This window comes from Kineococcus terrestris (genome assembly GCF_041020755.1).
GTDB lineage: Bacteria > Actinomycetota > Actinomycetes > Actinomycetales > Kineococcaceae > Kineococcus > Kineococcus terrestris.
Genome location: NZ_JBEUEI010000026.1, coordinates 1 through 17,652, shown reverse-complemented (window position 1 = coordinate 17,652; position 17,652 = coordinate 1). Strand labels below are relative to the sequence as shown.

Genomic DNA, 17,652 nt, shown 5'->3' with positions numbered 1-17,652 from the left:
CCCCGCCCGCGCGGGTCTCAGACCTCGCCGGTGGCCTCGGGCACGGACAGGACCAGCGCCTCGAGGTCCGCGGCGCCCAGCAGGTCCACGGGCCGGACCGTCTCGCCGGTGGACGCGTAGAAGAACGCCGCGCTGACGTCGGCGAGGTCCACGTCCCGCCAGCGCGACCACGCCAGCCGGTACACGGCGAGCTGCACGTCGCGGGCGCGGGCGGCCGCGCCCTGCGGCGGGCGGCCGGTCTTCCAGTCCACGACGTCCCAGCGGACGCGCTCGCGCCCGTCGGCGTCGCGCCCGGTCGTGCGGAAGACGGCGTCGACGCGGCCGCGGACCACGAGGTCCGCCACGGGCGTCTCCACGGACACCTCCACGGCCACCGGGTCGCGCTCGGCCCACTCCGAGGCGAGGAAGCGGCGCTGCAGGGCCGCGAGGTCGGCGTCCTCGTCGGCGTCCTCGTCGGCCGCGCCGGGCAGGTCCACCAGGTCCAGCAGGCTGCTGGCGGTGAAGCGCTGCTCCAGCCAGGCGTGGAACGCCGTGCCGCGCCGGGTCGCCGGGCGCGGCTGCCCCGGAACGGGCCGGCGCAGCTGCAGGGCCAGCGCGTCGGCGTCGTGGGCCAGCGAGACCAGGCGGGAGGCGGACAGGTGCGCGGGCAGCAGCACCCCGGGCGCGCGCCGGGAGCGCTCGCGCTCGCCCAGCAGCAGCTCGACCTGCTCCGCCCACCGCGCGGCCTCCCCGGAGGTCTCCCCGGAGGTCTCCCCGGCGGTCTCCCCGGCGGTCTCCCCGGCGGCCTGCGCGCCGCCCGCCGCGTCGCGCAGCAGGGAGCGCACGGCGGCGGCCCCGGCCTCGACGTCCGTGCGCCGGCCGGCGAGCGGGTCCGCGGGCCAGGCCACGCGCTGCGGCTCGGCGGTGCGCGGGTTGGGCGCGCCCTCCTCCGGGGCGGGCGCGGGCGGCAGGCTCACCAGTCCGGGCACCGCGCCGGGCGGGGCGTCGAGGACCTCCCGCAGGAAGCGCGAGGGGGTGCGCGGGGCGGCCGCGTCGTCCCACCACGCGCCCGACAGCAGCAGCTCCTCCTTGGCGCGGGTGAGGGCGACGTACGCCAGGCGGCGCTCCTCGGCCAGCTCGTGCGCGCCGCAGGCGGCGCGGAACTCCTTGCGGGCCTCCTCCAGCTCCTTCTGCGTCGCGCTGCCGTCCAGGTCCCAGCGCGGCAGGTTGGCGCGGTCGCCGCGCAGCGGGTACGGCAGCACCCCCAGCGCCGAGGAGCCCCCCAGCCACCCGCCGGACGTCTCCCCCGCGGCCGGGAACACCCCCTCGACCAGGCCCGGCACGGCGACGACGTCCCACTCCAGGCCCTTGCTGGCGTGCACGGTCAGTAGCTGGACGGCGTCCTGCGACACGTCCGCGGCACCCGGTTCCAGGCCGCGCTCGCGCACCTCCGCGGCGTCCAGCCAGGACAGGAACCCGCCCAGACCCGGCCGCTGGGAGGAGGCGGCGAACGAGGCGGCCGCGTCGGCGAGCGCGTCGAGGTGGGCGCGGTCCCGGCCGGGCGTCGCGCCCGGGCGGGCGGCGACCTCCACGTCCAGCAGCAGCGCCCGCTCGACCTCGCCGACGAGGTCGGCCACCGGCAGGTGGGTGCGCGAGCGCAGGTGGCGCAGCTGGCCGGCCAGCCGGGCCAGCCGGCGGTGCGCCTCGGGCGACAGCCCGCGGTCGTCGGCGGTGCGCCAGCCCGGCGGGGGCAGCTCGTCCAGCGCCTCGACGAGGCTGGCCGTCTCCACCTCGTCGGGCAGCACGACCGGCTCGTCCCCCGCGCCCGCGGACGGGCGGTCGGCTCCACCGGGCCCGTCGGGGTCGTCCGGGTCGTCGGGGGCGGCCGGGGAGGTGCGCCGCCGCTGCAGGCGGCGCGCCCACTCGCCCAGCACGTCCAGGTCCCGCGGGCCCAGCCGCCAGCGGGCGCCGGTGAGCAGCCGGGCGAGGTGGTCGCCGCGGCCGGGGTCGTGCAGCACGTGCAGGGTGGCGACGACGTCGACCACCTCGGGCGTGGACAGCAGGCCGCCGAGGCCGACGACCTCCACGGGCAGCCCGGCGGCGCGCAGCGCCCGCTGCAGGGCCGGGAACTGGCTGCGCTTGCGGCACAGCACGGCCGCGGTCCGCGGGGTGCGCCCGCCCGGGGCACCCCCGCCGCCCGCGCCGCCCTCGGGCCGGTCGGCCGCCCACACCTCGGCCAGCCGGGCGGCGACCTCGGCCGCCTCCTCCTCCACCGTCGCCGCGAACGCGGTGCGCACCCGGCCCGGACCGGCGCCCGGGCGGGCGCGCAGGCGCACCAGCCCGCCGTCGCCGGCGTCACCGTCCGCGCCCGCGGTCAGGGGCGCCGCGACGGCGTTGGCGACGGCCAGCACCGACTCGTCGTTGCGCCAGCTCGTCGCCAGCGGGCGCACCGGCGCCGGGGTGTCGTCGGCGCGCCGGAAGTGCGCCGGGAAGCTGACGAGGTTGCCCGCGCTGGCCCCGCGCCAGCCGTAGATGGACTGGTGGGGGTCGCCGACCGCGGTGACCGGGTGGCCGTCGCCGAAGAGGGCGCGCAGCAGGGCCAGCTGCGCGTAGCTGGTGTCCTGGTACTCGTCGAGCAGCACGACGCGGTGCGCGGCGCGCTCGGTGGCGCTCACCGCGGGCACCTCGCGGGCCAGGCGGGCGGCCAGGACCACCTGGTCGCCGAAGTCCAGCTGCTCGGCGTCGCGCTTGCGGCGGGTGTACTCGCGCAGCAGCGGCACCAGCGAGCGGCGCGCGCGCAGCGACGCCAGCGCCTTGCCCACCTCCGCGTAGGGGGCACCGGGCAGCCCCCCGCGCGCCAGGGCCTTCTCGTCGCGCGGCAGGGCCAGCACCCGCGCCTCGGTGCTCGTGACGAAGGCCGCGAGGTCGTCCTCGCCGACCAGGTGCTCGGCGCACTCGCCGGCCAGCTGCAGCAGCGCGAGGGCCACGGTGGACGGGGCGGCGTCCACGTCGGGCAGGTCGCCGCGCCAGCGCTCGACGACGTCGGAGGCCAGCTGCCAGGCGCCCGCGTCCGAGAGCACCACCGAGCGCGGCTCGACGCCCAGGCGCAGGCCGTGGTCGACCACGAGCGAGGCCGCGTAGGCGTGGTAGGTGGACACCACCGGCTCGCCCTCGGCCTCCGCACCGCCGTGGGGGGTGTGGGGGTCGTGCGGCGCGCGCGACCCGTGGGGGGCGTGGGCGGCGGGCGCGCCGGTGGCGGCGCGCAGCGCCCGCAGGCGGCGGCGCACGCGCTCGGCCAGCTCCCCGGCGGCCTTGCGCGTGAACGTCAGCCCGAGGACCTCCTCGGGGGCGACGAAGCCGTTGGCGACGAGCCACACCACCCGCGAGGACATCGTCTCCGTCTTGCCCGAGCCCGCGCCGGCGACCACGAGCAGCGGCTCGACGGGCGCCTCGACGACGGCCACCTGCTCGGGGGTGGGCCGCGGGCGCCCCAGCAGGTCCGCGATCTCCACGGCGCCCAGGAGCGGGCGCGCGGCGCGCGCGCCGCCCACCGGGCCACCGGCGCGCTCCACGGGCTCCGACGTCGTCCCGGCGCTCACCGGGCCACCTCCTCGCACACGCTGCGGCCGGGGTCCTGCGCGGGGCAGCTGCTGCGCACGGGGCAGGAGGCGCAGTGCGGGCCCACGACCGCCTCGAAGCGCGCGCCCGCCATGCCGTCGGCGGCCCGCTGCAGCAGGTCCACCGCCCACGAGGGCTCCGGGTCCTCCGCGAGCGCCGGCTGGCGCTGCTCGGGGGCGGTGCGCTGCGTGCCGCCCAGCTGCACGAGGGCGGCCCCGCCGGCCTCGGCGCCGCCGGCCGACACGGCCACCTGGTAGACCCCCAGCTGCGGGTTGCGGGGGATCTCCGCGGCGGGCGGCTGGCCGCGGCCGGTCTTGAGGTCGACGACCACCAGGCGGCCGTCGGCGTCGCGCTCCAGGCGGTCCACGCGGCCGCGCACGCGCGCCCGGCCCAGGCGCACGTCCACGTCCTGCTCGACGCCCACCAGCTCGCGGCCGGCGTCGCGGCTGGAGCGGTGGTAGGCGGCCAGCTTGTCGAGCATCCGCTCGGCGCGGCGGCGCTCGGTGTCGGCCACCCAGCCCGCGGGCAGCCCGAGCGTCGGCCACAGGGCGGCGAGCCGCGCGCGCAGGGCCGCCGCGTCGGCGTCGGGCAGCTCGGCCGCGACGCGGTGCACCAGCGTGCCCAGCGACTGGCCGGTGGAGTCCGCGCGCCGCGCGCCGGCCGCGTCCAGCAGCCAGCGCAGCCCGCAGCGCTCGAACGCCTCCACCCGCGAGGGCGAGACGGGCACCTCGGCGCCGGGCTCGCGCACGGGCGCCTCGTCGCTCACGCCGCCCACCCCGTACCAGTCGTCCGGGTCGGCGCCGGGCACGCCGGCCGCGGCGAGCCGGGCCAGGTGGCGGGCGGCCGCGGCGCGCCGCTCCTGCGGCTCGGCGCCCGGCGGCGCGCACAGCACCTGGCGCAGGCGGGCCACCAGGGCGGGCAGGGTCAGGGCGCGGGGCACGGCCGCCAGCGGCCGCTCGCCGTCCGCGGCCCGCGGCGCTCGGGCGTCGGGCGGGTCGACGAGGTCCAGGAACGCCGAGGGGCGCTCGTCCTCGTCGCGCACCGCGGTGACGGTCAGCTCGCGGCGGGCGCGGGAGACGGCGACGTGGAACAGGCGCAGCTCGTCGTCCAGGACGGCGCGGCGCGCCCCCGCGGGGCCGGTGTCCCGGCCCTGCAGGACGTCGACGAGGTCCTGCGCGCCCAGCACGGAGCCGCGCAGGCGCAGGTCGGGCCACACGCCCTCCTGCACCCCGCACACCACGACGACGTCCCACTCGCGGCCCACGGCGCCCTGCGGGGTCGTCAGCGTCACCGCGCCGGTGTCCGGGGCGCGCTCGGCGAGGGTGTCCGAGGGGACCTCGGCGCGCAGCTGGTCGTCGAGGAAGCGCTCGGCGCTGCCGGCGCCGGGGAAGCGGTCCACGAAGCGGCCGGCGGCCTCGAACAGCGCCAGCACGGCGTCCAGGTCGCGGTCGGCGCGCGCGCCGTCCACCCCGCCGGCCAGGGCCGAGCGCTGCCAGCGCTCGCCCAGCCCGGAGGCCGCCCACAGCGCCCACAGGACCGTCTCGGCGCTCGCGCCGTGCTCGGCGGCGGCGGCGCGGCCGGCGTCCAGCACGGCGGCCACCCGCAGGGCGGGGCGCAGGGGGGCCTCCTCCGCGGTGCCCTCGGCGGCGGCCAGGAACGCGGCGTCGGAGCGCTCGGCCCGCGCCGGGTCGGCCAGGACGGCCGCCAGGACGGCGTCGCTGCCGCGCCCGCCGCCCGCGGCGAGCTCCGCGCGGCGCAGGACCTGGCGCAGGCGCCGCAGCGCGACGACGTCGGCGCCGCCGAGGGGGGAGGTGACGAGGTCGCGGGCGGTGTCCGGGTCCAGGCGCGCCGGGCGCAGGACCACCTCCAGCGCCAGCAGCAGCGGGCGCACCGCCGGCTCGTCGCGCACGGGCACCTCGGCCAGGGGCACGGCCAGCGGCACCCCGGCCGCCTGCAGCGCGCGGCGCAGCGCCGACGTGGACCCGGCCGAGCGCACGAGGACGGCCATCTCGTGCCACGGCACGCCGTCGAGCAGGTGCCGGCGGCGCAGCCGCTGGGCCGTCCAGGCCGCCTCGGCCGTCACCGAGGGCAGCACCGCGACGTCCACCCGCCCCTCCCCGGCGGCGCGGGTGCGCTCGGCGGGGACGGCGGCGCGCTGGGGCGCCCCGCCCAGGGCGCCGACGCGGGCCGCGGCGCGGGCGGTGACGGCCCGCAGGGCCGGGGCCTGGCGGTGGCCGGTGCCCAGCACCACGACGGGTGCGGGCGCGGAGCCGGCGAGCGGGAAGCGGGACGGCAGCTCGGCGGCCGCGCGGGCGTCGGCGCCGCGGAAGCCCTGCGTCACCGAGTCCGGGTCCGCGGTCAGCAGCAGGTCGCGGCCGCCGCCGGCCACGACCTCCAGCAGGCGCAGCCCGGCCTCGGACAGCTCGTGGGCGTCGTCCACCGCCACCAGGTCCCAGCGGCCGCGCTCGGCGGCCAGCAGCTCCGGGTCGGCCAGCAGCCGGGCGACGGCCTCGTCCACGACCCCGGCCGGGTCGTAGGCCTCGGCCCGGCCCAGGGCGTTGACGCCCTGGTACTCGGCCAGCACCGAGGCGGCGGCCACCCACTCGCCGCGGCCGGTGCGCCGGCCCAGGTCGGCCAGCTCGGCCGGCGTGGTGCCGCGCTCGACGGCGCGCATCGTCAGGTCGCGCAGCTCGTTCCGGAAGCTGCGCAGCCCCCACGCCGAGCGGGGCACGTCCGCCGGCCACGGCGGCACGGGCACGTCCTCGGCGTCGGGGGCGCGCTCGTCCTCCGGCGCGGTGGCCGCCAGGTGCCCGGCGAGGAGGTCGGCGAGCACGGCGTCCTGCTCGGCGCCGGACATCAGCCGCGGCGGGGGCGCGCCCTCGCGGGCGTGGACCAGCCGCAGCAGGCCGAACGCCCACGACTGCGGGGTGCGGGCCGCGGGCTGCCCGGCCGTGCGCCGCAGCCGCGCCGACAGCTCGTCGCGCAGCCGGCCGGCCTCGACGCGGGAGGGGGCCAGGACCAGCGCGCGGTCCGGGTCCAGGCCGTCGCGCTCCACGCGGCGCGCGACCAGCTCGCGCAGCGTCGTCGTGCGGCCGGTGCCCGGGGCGCCCAGCAGCACGAGCGGGCCGGAACCGGGCCGGGTGGCGAGCACTCGCTCCTGCGCCGGGTCGGGGTCCAGCCGCGGGTGCGCCGGGCGCACCGCGCGCAGCAGCGCGGGCACCGGCCGGGCGCCGCGCGGGCGTCCCGCGTCCTCCCGGCCCGGCCGCCCGCCCGTCCGGTCGGGGACGTCCTCCAGCAGCACCCGCTCATGCCACCACACGCCTCCGACACACCTCGCCGCACCGCGCGCCGCCCGCCACCGGCCGGCTCGTCGGCCGGCCCGTCGGGCGGCCCGTCAGCCGGCCAGGCCCAGCTCGCCGACGAGGCGCTCCACGGCGCCGGAGGAGTTCAGCGAGTACAGGTGCAGCACCTGCTCGCCCTCCGCCAGCAGCCGCTGCCCGGCCTCCAGGGCGACCTCCAGCCCCTCCTCGCGGAAGGCGCCGCGGTCGTCCAGCAGGGGCGCCAGCCGCCGCTGCAGCCACGACGGCTCGTGGTCGCCGGTCAGCCGGCGGGTCACCTCCAGCACCCGCGGGCTCGTCACCGGCAGCAGCCCGGGCAGCACGGGCACCCCCGCCAGGTCCGGCGCGGTGCGCGCCAGCCGGTCGCGCAGCCGCAGGAACTCCTCCACGTCGAAGCACAGCTGCGCGATCGCGAAGTCGGCGCCCGCGCGCAGCTTGCCGGCCAGGTGGCGGGTGTCGGAGTCCAGGTCGGGCGACTCGGGGTGACCCAGCGGGAAGGCCGCGACGCCGACGGACACGGCCCCCTCGGCCCGCGCCAGCCGCACGAGCTGGTCGGCGTGCTGCAGACCGCCCGGGTGCGGGCGCCACGGCGCGCGCGGGTCGCCGTGCGGGTCCCCGCGCAGCGCCAGGACGTCGCCCACGCCCGCCGCGCGCAACCGCCGCAGCACCTCGCGCAGCGCGTCCGCCGGCTGCCCGACGGCCGTCAGGTGGGCCAGCGGCCGCACGCCCGTCCCGTCCCGCAGCCGGCCCGCCAGCTCGACGGTGCCGTCCTGGTCGCCGCCGCCCGCGCCGTAGGTGACGGAGGCGAACACCGGCCGCAGCCGCTCCAGCCGCCGCACCGCCTCCCACTGCCGGGCGGCGCCGGCCTCGTCGTGCGGCGGGGACAGCTCCACGGAGAAGCGGCGCCGGGCCGCGCGCAGGACGTCGCCGAGCGGGACCGCGGGGGCCGCGGGACCGGGCGGGCCGGGACGCGCGCCGGCGTCGAGGGCGCCGCTCACCGGGCGGCCCCCCGGGCCGTCCCCGGGACCGCTCCCCGGACCGCCCCGGCGGCCGGCTCGCCGAGCAGGGGCGCGGCGTCCCAGCGGGCCCGCGCCAGGTCGACGCGGACCGCGCGCGGGTCGGCGTCGTCGCGGCGCAGCGGCACCCGCTCGGCGCGCCAGCGCTGCACCGCCCGGGCGGCCAGCGGCTCGGCCGCGCTGCCGTCGGCGCGCAGCACCCGCCACCAGGGCACGTCCCCGCCGAAGCGGCGCAGCACCGCGCCCACGAACCGCGGGCCGCGGTCCCCCACCAGCTCGGCGACGTCGCCGTAGGTGAGGACGCGCCCGGCGGGCACGGCCGCCACGACGTCGAGCACCTCCTCGGCGCGCTCCGGCAGCGACGGCGGGGGCAGCGGCGGGGACGCGGACGGCGGCGCGGGGTCGGGCGGGCGGGACCGGCTCACCGGGGCAGCGTGCCAGCCGCGGGCGGTGCGGGCGTGCCGGGACGGGCGGGGCCGCACCGCGCGGACGCCGGCCGGGGCAGGGGTGGGTCAGGGGTTCGGCCAGGGGTTGGGCAGCGCGCCGTCCAGGCCCTTGCTCTGCTGCATCATCACCGGCGCCGGGCGCCCGGGCCCGGGGTTGGGCTCGTGCCCGTGGCCCAGGAGGTGACCGACCTCGTGGCTGACGAGGTACTGCCGGTAGCCGGTGCGGTCCTCGCCGTAGTCGGGGATGCCCTCGACCCAGCGCAGGTCGGTCAGGACCGCCGCGTCGCCGTTGCGGCACGACAGGCGCCCGAAGGTCTGCAGCGGCGCGCACAGCCGGGCGGACGTCTCGGGCGTGGCCAGCACGAGGCGGAACTCCGCGTCGCCGTCGGTGCGCTCGAAGCTCAGCGCGCCGCCGGCGCCCCAGCCGCGGGGGTCGTTGAGCGTGGCGAGGGCGAAGTCGGCGAAGCGCGCGCCGTCGACGAGGCCGGCGTCGAGCAGGTCGCGCTCGACCTCGACGCGCAGCGTGCGCACGCGCGCGGACGGCGGCGCCGGCACGGACCCCGGCACGGTGCTCAGCTCCCCGCTGCCGCTGGGCGGGACCTCCCGGCTCAGGACGCCCGCGGCCGTGTCGGCCAGGGTGACGCCGGGCGGCAGCTCGGGCGGCGGCTCGGGCGCGGAGCTGGCCGGGGCCTCGCCCGCGACCTCGTCGCCGCCCGCCGCCTCCGCGGGGCCGGCGGTGCCGCTCCCGTCGGCGCCCGCGTCGGCGGGGGCGGTCCCGGCGGCCGCGCTCGGCGCGCCCGCGCCGGCCTCCGGGTCCGCCACGTTGGAGCAGCCGGTGAGGAGGAGGACGCTCGCGGCGAGCGCGGCGGCCGCGCGCACCGCGGGGCGCGCGGGGGTGGTGGTCGGCACGGGGCCCAGGGTGCCAGCGACGGCGGGCGGCGCCCAGCGCCCGGCCCCGGCGCGTCCGCTCGCGGCGAACCGGCGGGGGCTCGCGCCGCGGGCCCGGTTAGCCTCGACGCGATGCCGCCCGCCGATCGGCGGGCCGAGCGCTCGAGCGACGTGGAGGACAGCGTGGAGGTTCGGATCGGCGTGCAGAACGTGGCGCGCGAGCTGGTGTTCGAGTCGGCCCAGACCGCCGAGCAGGTCCAGGCGGCCGTCGCCGAGGCGCTGTCCTCGGGGTCGACGCTGCAGCTGCAGGACGAGAAGGGGCGCCTGCTCGTCGTGCCGGTCGCCTCGCTGGGCTACGTGGACGTCGGCGCGCCCGAGCGCGGCAAGGTCGGCTTCGGCCTGTCCTGACGCGCGGCCCCGGCCCGCCGGGGCGGTGGTGGCGCCGCGGGAGCGGTGCGGGGAGGGGGCGGTCCCGCGGGACCGCCCCCTCCTCGCGCACCCGGCCCCCGGCGGGCCTCGCCACCCGCGACCGGGTCCGCGGTTACCATGGGTGCGTTCATGGTTGCCCGGTCGCCAGTCACGATCGGCTGCCGACCGCCGCGACGCGGCAGCGCGCACCGCCCCGGTCCGGGGCCGGGTCCACGACCCGGGCCACCGGACCGCGTCCCGCGGGACGGACCTCCCGCACGCACCGGACGCCGCACCAGCGCGAGGGGTGCGCCTGCGCCGTCGCCCCTGCCAGGGAGACGCATGACCACCGACACCAGCACCCCCGACGCGCCGGACACCACCGCGGGCGCCACCGACGGCGTCGAGGGCGCCGCCGCGCCGCAGCGGCCCGCCCCCTCCTTCGCCGACCACGGCGTCGACGAGCGCATCGTCAGCGCGCTGGCCGGCGCCGGCATCACCACCCCGTTCCCCATCCAGGCGATGACCCTGCCGGTGGCGCTGAGCGGGCACGACATCATCGGCCAGGCCAAGACCGGCACGGGCAAGACGCTCGGCTTCGGCATCCCCCTGCTGCAGCGCACCGCGGTGCCCGGCGAGGAGGCGTACGAGCGGCTGGCCGCCCCCGGCAAGCCGCAGGCCCTCGTGGTCGTGCCGACCCGCGAGCTGGCCGTGCAGGTGGCCGGTGACCTGGAGACCGCCAGCCGCGTGCGGCGCGCGCGCATCCTCACCGTCTACGGCGGCCGCGCCTACGAGCCCCAGATCGAGGCGCTGGCGCGCGGCGTCGACGTCGTCGTCGGCACGCCGGGCCGCCTTCTGGACCTGGCGCAGCAGCGCCACCTGGACCTGTCGCACGTCACGTGCGCGGTGCTCGACGAGGCCGACGAGATGCTCGACCTGGGCTTCCTGCCCGACGTGGAGCGCCTGCTGGGCCAGACCTCCCCGGCCCGCCAGACGATGCTGTTCTCGGCGACCATGCCCGGCGCCGTCGTGGCCCTGGCCCGCTCGTACATGCGCCAGCCCACGCACATCCGCGCGGTGGACCCCACCGACGACGGCGCCACCGTGGCCGCGATCACCCAGTTCGTGTACCGCACGCACGCGCTGGACAAGGTGGAGCTGCTCTCCCGCCTCCTGCAGGCCGAGGGCCGCGGGCTGACGATCGTCTTCAGCCGCACCAAGCGCACCGCCGCCTCGGTGGCCGAGCAGCTGGCCGAGCGCGGGTTCGCCGCGGCCTCCATCCACGGTGACCTGGGCCAGGGGGCGCGCGAGCAGGCGCTGCGCGCGTTCCGCACCGGCAAGGTGGACGTCCTCGTGGCCACCGACGTCGCCGCGCGCGGCATCGACGTGGAGGACGTCACCCACGTCGTGAACTACCAGTGCCCCGAGGACGAGAAGACGTACCTGCACCGCATCGGCCGCACCGGCCGGGCGGGCAACACGGGCACCGCGGTGACGTTCGTGGACTGGGACGACCTGCCGCGCTGGGCGCTGGTGGACAAGGCGCTGAGCCTGGGCTTCGGGGAGCCGGTCGAGACGTACTCCAGCTCCCCGCACCTGTTCGAGGACCTGCGGATCCCCGAGGGCACGACGGGCCGCCTGCCCCGAGCGCAGCGCACGCGGGCCGGTCTGGACGCCGAGGAGGTCGAGGACCTCGGCGAGGTCGGCGCGGCCAAGGGCCGGCGCGGCGGGCGGCGCGGCGGTGCCCGCGGCGGCGAGGAGGACCGGGGTGGTCGCGGGCGCGGTCGCGACCGCGGCGGGGACGCCGGCGGTCCGGCCCGGGCCACCGCGACGGCCACCGCGGAGGACACCCCCGACGGCACCCCGGACGGCGCCGACGGCTCCGAGGTCCCGGAGGGCTCGGAGGGCTCGGCCCGCCGGCCGCGTCGCCGCCGGCGCACCCGCAGCGGGCAGTCGGTGAGCGCGGACGGCGCGGCCCGGCCCGGCGAGGGCGGCGACAGCGCCGAGGCCCCCGCGGACGCCGACACCGGCGCGGACACCGGCGCGGACACCGGCGCGGACACCGGCGCGGACACCGCACCCCGCCGCCGGCGCCGGCGCCGCGGGGCCGGGACCCCGGCGGCGCAGGACGCCGGGGACGGCGCGAGCCCGCAGGACGCGGCCGGAGCCTGAGCGGGCCGGCGCGCGGCGGCTCCCGCCGCGCGCCGGGCTGCGATCACCCGTGCCCGACCCGACGCTGGTCGGGTGCCGCACCAGCCCCCGTCCGGTCCGGGCGCCCGGGTCCCGGGACCGCTCGTGCTGCCCCGGCCGGACGCGTCGGCCGTGCTGCGCGCCCCGGTGCTCCTGGAGGTGGCCCTGCTGGCGGCGGCCGCCGTGGAGGAGGTCCACCCGGTGCTGGGCGCGGTGTCGGCCGGGGACCCGCGCACGCCGTGGCAGCGCGTGCGGGACACCGCGCGGCTGGTGCGGGCGCGCCGCGAGGACCCGGCTCGCGCCCTGGTGCTGGCCGCCCGCGAGCGGGCCCTGGCCCTCTTCCCGGTGCCCGCCGTGCACGACCCCTCCGCCGTCCACGGCGCCCGCCACGCGCTGCGCGTCAGCTGCGCGCTGGCGACGGCCGCCGCGGCGGGCTCGGCGCCGGGGCGCGGGGTCGCCGAGCGCTGGGTGCGCGAGGAGGTGGCCGTCGGCGTGCTGCTGGGCGCCGAGCCCGACGAGCTGCCCGCCTCGCCCGCGGCGGTGGACGCCGTGCTGGAGGCGGTGCGGGCCGACGTCGAGGCGACCGCCGCCGGCCCGCGCCTGCCGGGCGCCGCCCTGGCGGGCGCCCGCGGGCCCGACCCGGGCTGGGCGCGCGCGGCGCGCCTGGCCCCGCACGTGCTGCCCGGCTGGGCCCGCGCCCGGCTGCCCGCGCCGGCCGCCGCCACCGCCGAGGAGGCCCGCGCCGAGCTGGCGCGGTGGGCGGCCGCGGCCCTCGCGGCGGGCGGGGGCACCGGACGCGGGCGCGCGCGGTGACCGGGGGGCTCAGCCCTCGCCGGTGACGAACGCGCGCACGGCGTCGGCGACCAGCTGCACGGCGATCGCCGACAGCAGCAGACCCGCGACGCGGGTGACGAGCAGGACGCCGCTCTGCCCCAGGACGCGGTGCACCAGGCCGGCGAAGCGCATGGACAGCCACAGGGTGACGTGCACGGCGACGATGCCGGCCGCCACGGCGACGTGGTCGGCGGTGGTCTCCGAGCGCTGGACGAAGACCATGGTCGCCACGATGGCGCCGGGCCCGGCGAGCAGCGGGGTGCCCAGGGGCACCAGCGCCACGTTGGTGCCGACGCTGGAGGTCGGCTCGTCGCTCTTGCCGGTGAGCAGCTCCAGCGCGACGAGCAGCAGCAGCAGTCCGCCGGCGGCCTGCAGGGCGGGCAGGCTGATGGACAGGTAGTCCAGGATCTGCTGGCCGAACACGGCGAACGCGACGATGACGCCGAGGGCGACGAGGACGGCCTGGCGGGCGGCGCGCACGCGCTGGCGGGCGGTGAAGGGGCTGGTCAGGCCGAGGAAGATCGGCACGGTGCCGACCGGGTCCATGATCACGAACAGGGTGACGAAGGTCTCGCCGAACAGCTGCAGGTTCACGCGCCGCGGGCCCGCCCGGCGCTCGCGGTCCGCCGCTGCTCCAGCGCCCGGTCCAGCGCCTGCAGGACGTCCGGGTCGGTCGTGTTCTCGCCCAGCCGGTTCCGCTTGCCCGTGCCGTGGTAGTCGCTGGACCCCGTCGTCAGCAGGTCCAGCCGCCGGGCCACGTCGCGCAGGTGCGCGCGCTCGGCGTCGGAGTGGTCGCGGTGGTCGACCTCCAGGCCGGCCAGCCCGGCGGCAGCCATCGTCTCGACGTCGGCGTCGGTGATGCAGCTGCCGCGCTTGGAGGCGGCCGGGTGCGCCAGGACCGGCACCCCGCCGGCGGCCACGACGCGGCGCACGGCCTCGACGGGGTCGGGCGCGGTGTGCGGGACGAAGTAGGGGCTGCGGCCGGACAGCAGCGTGCCGAAGGCCTCGTCGCGGTCGGCGACGACCCCGGCGGCCACGAGCGCGTCGGCGATGTGCGGGCGCCCGATGGTGGCGTCGCCGTGGACCTGGCCGAGCACGTCCTCCCAGCTCAGGCCCGTGACCGGGCCCAGGCGCTCGACCATCCGGCGCGCCCGCGTCTCGCGGGAGGTGCGGGAGGCGCCCAGCATCGCGCCCAGGTGGGTGTCGTGCGGGTCGTGGCCGTAGGACAGCAGGTGCACCGACACCCCGCCGCGCAGGCAGCTGATCTCCACCCCGGGCACCACGCGCACCCCGAGGCGCTCGCCGGCGGCCAGCGCGTCGTCCCAGCCGGCGTGGGTGTCGTGGTCGGTCAGGGCCACGACGTCCAGCCCCGCGCGGGCGGCGGAGTCGACGACGTCCGCGGGCGGCTGCGTGCCGTCCGAGGCGTTGGAGTGGGTGTGCAGGTCGATGCGCACGGCGTCGATCGTACGGCCTGGCGCGGGGTCCTCCGGCTCTGACCTGCGCCGACGCCCCCGCGCCCGGGGACGCGCGGCCGGGAGCGGGCTCAGGCGCCGACGCCGGCGGCCTCCCAGCGCACCCGCGGCGACAGCGCCCCGCAGGGCAGGTCCAGGGCGTGCGCGGGGTCGCGCAGGTCGACCAGCCGCAGGTCCTCCAGCACCTCGCGCGGCTCGGGCCCGGCACCCGCGCCGGGCCACAGCAGCACCCACAGCCAGACCCCCCCGGCCTCGCCGACGAGCACCGTGCGCTCGGCGTCGCGGGCCACGGTCCACAGCGGGGCGGCGGCGTCGTCGGCGTGCACGCGCGCGGCGGGCGCGCCGCGGCAGGGGTCCTCGCCGGGGTCGACGTCGCTGAGCCCGGCCAGGTGCGCGCCCAGCCCGGTGCCCGGCTGCTCGGCGACCAGGAGGAGCTCGGCCAGGCCGGGCGGGCCGCCGGGGGCGGCGCTGCGCGGGCCGCTGACGGCCACGGCGACGGCCTGGGCGTCGTGCCGCTCGTCGCGCACGCAGCGGGTGCCGGTCAGGAGCCAGCCCGTCGGCAGGGGCCAGGGCACCCACACCGGCACGTCGGAGCGCTCGGCCACCCAGCGCAGGTGGTCGGCGTCCGCCGGCAGGGGCGGCTGCAGGGGGACGACCTCGCCGTGGGCGGCGCAGGTCGCCGAGCTGTGCCAGATGCTGGGTGCCCGCACCGCGCCGTCGCAGCGGGGGCACAACGCCGTACCACCCATGCTCCACCGTGCCCCGCCGCCACCCGCGCCGTCAACAGAGCGGTCACGCTGGGTGCACACCGGTGCGTGCGCGACCGCGCGGCCCACCGCTCCGCCCCGCACCGCCCGCGGGGGGATGATGGGGCGGTGGACACCAGCACGACGCACCCCGACGCCCCGACCGCCTCCCCCGACGGGGCCGCGGAGCCCGTCGTGGCCGCGCCCGAGACGGTGCCGCCCGCGGTGGCCTCCCCCGGCGCCGCGCAGGAGGCCGGGGAGGACCCGAAGTCCCACCGCACCACCCCCCGCTCGGAGGCCTTCCGCCGCTTCATCGCCCAGGGCTGGGGCCCGCGCCCGCCCGAGGACGACCGGCTGGCCGAGCCGTCGCGCTGGGCGGCGCAGCGCCGCCGGGCGCTGGGCGCCCTCTTCCCCGGCGAGCTGCTCGTGGTGCCCGCCGGGCCCCTGGTGCGCCGCTCCAACGACACCGACTACCGCTTCCGCCCGCACTCGGCCTTCGCGCACCTGACGGGCCTGGGCACCGACCGCGAGCCGGACGCCGTCCTCGTGCTGGACCCCTCGGCCGGCGGGGAGCACCGGGCGCTGCTGTACCTGCGCCCGCAGGCCCCGCGCGACGCGGAGGAGTTCTACGCCGACGCCCGCTACGGCGAGCTGTGGGTGGGCCCGCGCCCGGGCCTGGCGTCGCTGTCGGCGACGACGGGCCTGGAGGTGCGCGACGTGGCCGCGATGGCCGACGACCTCGCGGTCGCGGCCGCCGGCTCGGCCGGCACGCGCGTGGTGCCCGACGCCGACCCGGCCGTGACGTCCCTGCTGGAGCCCCTGCGCGACCCGGACGCGGAGGCGCTGGAGCGCGCCGACGACGAGTTCGTCACGGCGCTGTCGGAGCTGCGGCTGGTCAAGGACGCGTGGGAGGTCGCCCAGCTGCGCGAGGCGGTGGCCGCCAGCGTCGAGGGCTTCGAGCAGGTCGTGCGCGCCCTGCCCGCCGCCGTCGGCCACCCGCGCGGCGAGCGCGTCGTGGAGGCGGCCTTCGACGGCACGGCGCGCGTGCGCGGCAACGGCGTGGGCTACGAGACGATCTCCGCGGCCGGCGACCACGCCTGCACCCTGCACTGGATCACCAACGACGGCCCGGTGCGGCCCGGTGACCTGCTGCTGCTGGACGCCGGCGTGGAGGTCGACTCCCTCTACACCGCCGACGTGACCCGCACGCTGCCCGTGGACGGTCGCTTCACGCCCGCGCAGCGGCGCGTCTACGAGGTCGTGCTGGAGGCGGCCGACGCGGCCTTCGCCGCCGCCCGCCCCGGGGTGCGCTTCCGCGACGTGCACGAGGCGGCGATGCGGGTGATCGCCCACCGCCTGGCCGAGTGGGGCGTGCTGCCGGTGGACGCGCAGGCGTCCCTGGACCCGGAGGGGCAGTACCACCGGCGCTGGATGGCGCACGGCACGAGCCACCACCTGGGCCTGGACGTGCACGACTGCGCGCAGGCGCGCCGGGAGATGTACCTGGACGCCGAGCTGCGCCCCGGGATGGTCTTCACCATCGAGCCGGGCCTGTACGTCAAGGCGGAGGACGAGCTGGCGCCCGCGGAGCTGCGCGGCATCGGCGTGCGCATCGAGGACGACGTGCTGGTGACGGAGGACGGGGTGGAGAACCTCACCGCCGCGCTGCCGCGCGACCCGGACGCCGTCGAGGCGTGGATGGCCTCGCTGCGCGGCTGAGCGGACCACCGGGGCACGCGCGGGGGCGGGGGACCCGGTGGGTCTCCCGCCCCCGCGCGCGTCAGCGCTGCTCGCGCCCCTCGTCCGGCCCCCCGCCCCCGACGGGCCGGTCACCGGCCGCGCCGGCCCCACCGGCGTCGGCCTCCTCGCGGGCGCGCTGCTCGGCCTCGCGGCGGGCGCGGCGCTGCTCGGCGACCTTCTCGGCGTAGGTCGGGCCGGACAGGTCGTGCTGCACCTCCGGCTCGCGCTCCGGCCCGGTGGCCGTCGCGCTCGCGGGCGAGGCGCCGGAGGGGGCCGGCGGGGGCGGCGGCGCACCGGCCGGGCCGGACCCGGGCGGCGGCGGGGCCCACTGCCCCGAGGGCGCGCCCCAGCGGGAGCCGGGACCCTCCGGGCCGGCGGGCGGCGGGGGCGGCGCCTGCCACGGCGAGCGCTGCTCCCCGGGGCCGGGCGCGCCCTCGCGGCCGAAGCCGTTGGGCAGCTTGGACAGCACCTGCCGCGCCTGCTGGGCCATCTGCGGCTGGCACAGGACGGTGTACTCCCCCGCCACGATCTGGCTGGCGGAGGTGAAGTCGCGGCGCCCGCCGGTCAGGGCGTAGGAGATGACGCCGAAGAGCATGCCGAAGCCGGCGCCGATGAGCAGGCCGGTCAGCAGCCCGGGCGTCCCGGCGTTGCCGAAGACGGAGAGCATCAGGCCGATGAGCAGGCCGAACCAGGCGCCGGAGGCGGCCCCGGCACCGGCGGCGCGCGCGTACGTCAGGCGCCCGGTCACCCGCTCGACCATCTGCAGGCCGGTGCCCACGATGGTGACGTTCTGCACGGGGAACTGCTCGTCGGACAGGAAGTCGACGGCGCGCTGCGCCTCCGCGTAGGTGCCGTAGCGCCCGATCGCCTCCCCCTGGGGCGGCGTGGGGGGGGGGGGGGGGGGGGGGGGGGGGGGGGGGGGGGGGGGGGGGTGGTGGGGCGGGTCCGGCGGGGGGGGGGGGGGGGGGGGGGCCCGG

At 80.0% G+C, this 17,652-nt stretch carries 13 protein-coding genes; 4 read left to right on the top strand and 9 right to left on the bottom strand.

Translation table 11 applies throughout. The annotated features are described in order from the left end of the window. Positions 1-17: 17 nt before the first annotated feature. The 5 genes from AB8M62_RS14980 to AB8M62_RS14960 form a co-directional block, all read right to left on the bottom strand. Positions 18-3,578 (bottom strand): ATP-dependent helicase, encoded by a 3,561-nt coding sequence (locus AB8M62_RS14980; protein ID WP_369070075.1) that lies wholly within the window; start codon positions 3,576-3,578, stop codon positions 18-20. Beyond that, complete coding sequence (locus tag AB8M62_RS14975; RefSeq protein WP_369070074.1) at positions 3,575-6,898, bottom strand: ATP-dependent helicase; 3,324 nt, start codon at positions 6,896-6,898, stop codon at positions 3,575-3,577. The genes AB8M62_RS14980 and AB8M62_RS14975 overlap by 4 nt, the downstream gene beginning before the upstream one ends. 93 nt (positions 6,899-6,991) lie before the next feature. Next, positions 6,992-7,933, bottom strand: coding sequence for a methylenetetrahydrofolate reductase (locus tag AB8M62_RS14970; protein ID WP_369056340.1), 942 nt, complete (start codon positions 7,931-7,933; stop codon positions 6,992-6,994). Next, positions 7,930-8,376, bottom strand: coding sequence for an MGMT family protein (locus AB8M62_RS14965; protein ID WP_369056341.1), 447 nt, complete (start codon positions 8,374-8,376; stop codon positions 7,930-7,932). Before AB8M62_RS14965 ends, AB8M62_RS14970 begins: the two co-directional genes overlap by 4 nt. A gap of 87 nt (positions 8,377-8,463) precedes the next feature. Then, complete coding sequence (locus tag AB8M62_RS14960) at positions 8,464-9,306, bottom strand: DUF3152 domain-containing protein (RefSeq protein ID WP_369056342.1); 843 nt, start codon at positions 9,304-9,306, stop codon at positions 8,464-8,466. Positions 9,307-9,468: 162 nt separating this feature from the next. Here AB8M62_RS14960 and AB8M62_RS14955 point away from each other — a divergent pair, with 162 nt between their 5' ends. The 3 genes from AB8M62_RS14955 to AB8M62_RS14945 all read left to right on the top strand — a co-directional run bounded on the left by AB8M62_RS14955 (position 9,469) and on the right by AB8M62_RS14945 (position 12,696). Continuing rightward, positions 9,469-9,693 carry a DUF3107 domain-containing protein gene (locus tag AB8M62_RS14955; protein ID WP_369056348.1) on the top strand — a complete coding sequence of 75 codons (225 nt, stop codon included), beginning with the start codon at positions 9,469-9,471 and terminating at the stop codon, positions 9,691-9,693. A gap of 342 nt (positions 9,694-10,035) precedes the next feature. After that, on the top strand, positions 10,036-11,865 hold the full coding sequence (locus AB8M62_RS14950) for a DEAD/DEAH box helicase (protein WP_369070073.1): 1,830 nt from the start codon (positions 10,036-10,038) through the stop codon (positions 11,863-11,865). Between the two features lie 72 nt (positions 11,866-11,937). After that, positions 11,938-12,696 (top strand): hypothetical protein, encoded by a 759-nt coding sequence (locus tag AB8M62_RS14945; RefSeq protein WP_369056344.1) that lies wholly within the window; start codon positions 11,938-11,940, stop codon positions 12,694-12,696. A 9-nt stretch (positions 12,697-12,705) separates the two neighbouring features. Here the strand turns inward: AB8M62_RS14945 and AB8M62_RS14940 are convergent, their stop codons facing one another. The 3 genes from AB8M62_RS14940 to AB8M62_RS14930 all read right to left on the bottom strand — a co-directional run bounded on the left by AB8M62_RS14940 (position 12,706) and on the right by AB8M62_RS14930 (position 14,938). Then, the gene (locus AB8M62_RS14940; protein ID WP_369056345.1) at positions 12,706-13,311 is read right to left on the bottom strand and encodes a MarC family protein; all 606 of its coding nucleotides are present in this window, start codon (positions 13,309-13,311) and stop codon (positions 12,706-12,708) included. Then, the gene (locus AB8M62_RS14935) at positions 13,308-14,171 is read right to left on the bottom strand and encodes a PHP domain-containing protein (RefSeq protein WP_369056346.1); all 864 of its coding nucleotides are present in this window, start codon (positions 14,169-14,171) and stop codon (positions 13,308-13,310) included. Before AB8M62_RS14935 ends, AB8M62_RS14940 begins: the two co-directional genes overlap by 4 nt. 89 nt (positions 14,172-14,260) lie before the next feature. Then, a complete protein-coding gene (locus tag AB8M62_RS14930) occupies positions 14,261-14,938 on the bottom strand; it encodes a DUF6758 family protein (RefSeq protein WP_369056347.1) in 678 nt (225 codons plus the stop codon). Positions 14,939-15,130: 192 nt separating this feature from the next. On the opposite strand from AB8M62_RS14930, the gene AB8M62_RS14925 reads away from it, so the two are divergent. Beyond that, positions 15,131-16,654, top strand: a complete 1,524-nt coding sequence (locus AB8M62_RS14925; protein WP_373694959.1) for an aminopeptidase P family protein — start codon at positions 15,131-15,133, stop codon at positions 16,652-16,654. A 61-nt stretch (positions 16,655-16,715) separates the two neighbouring features. Here AB8M62_RS14925 and AB8M62_RS14920 read toward each other — a convergent pair whose 3' ends face one another. Beyond that, positions 16,716-17,492, bottom strand: coding sequence for a YflT domain-containing protein (locus AB8M62_RS14920; protein WP_373694958.1), 777 nt, complete (start codon positions 17,490-17,492; stop codon positions 16,716-16,718). Between the last annotated feature and the right edge of the window lie 160 nt (positions 17,493-17,652).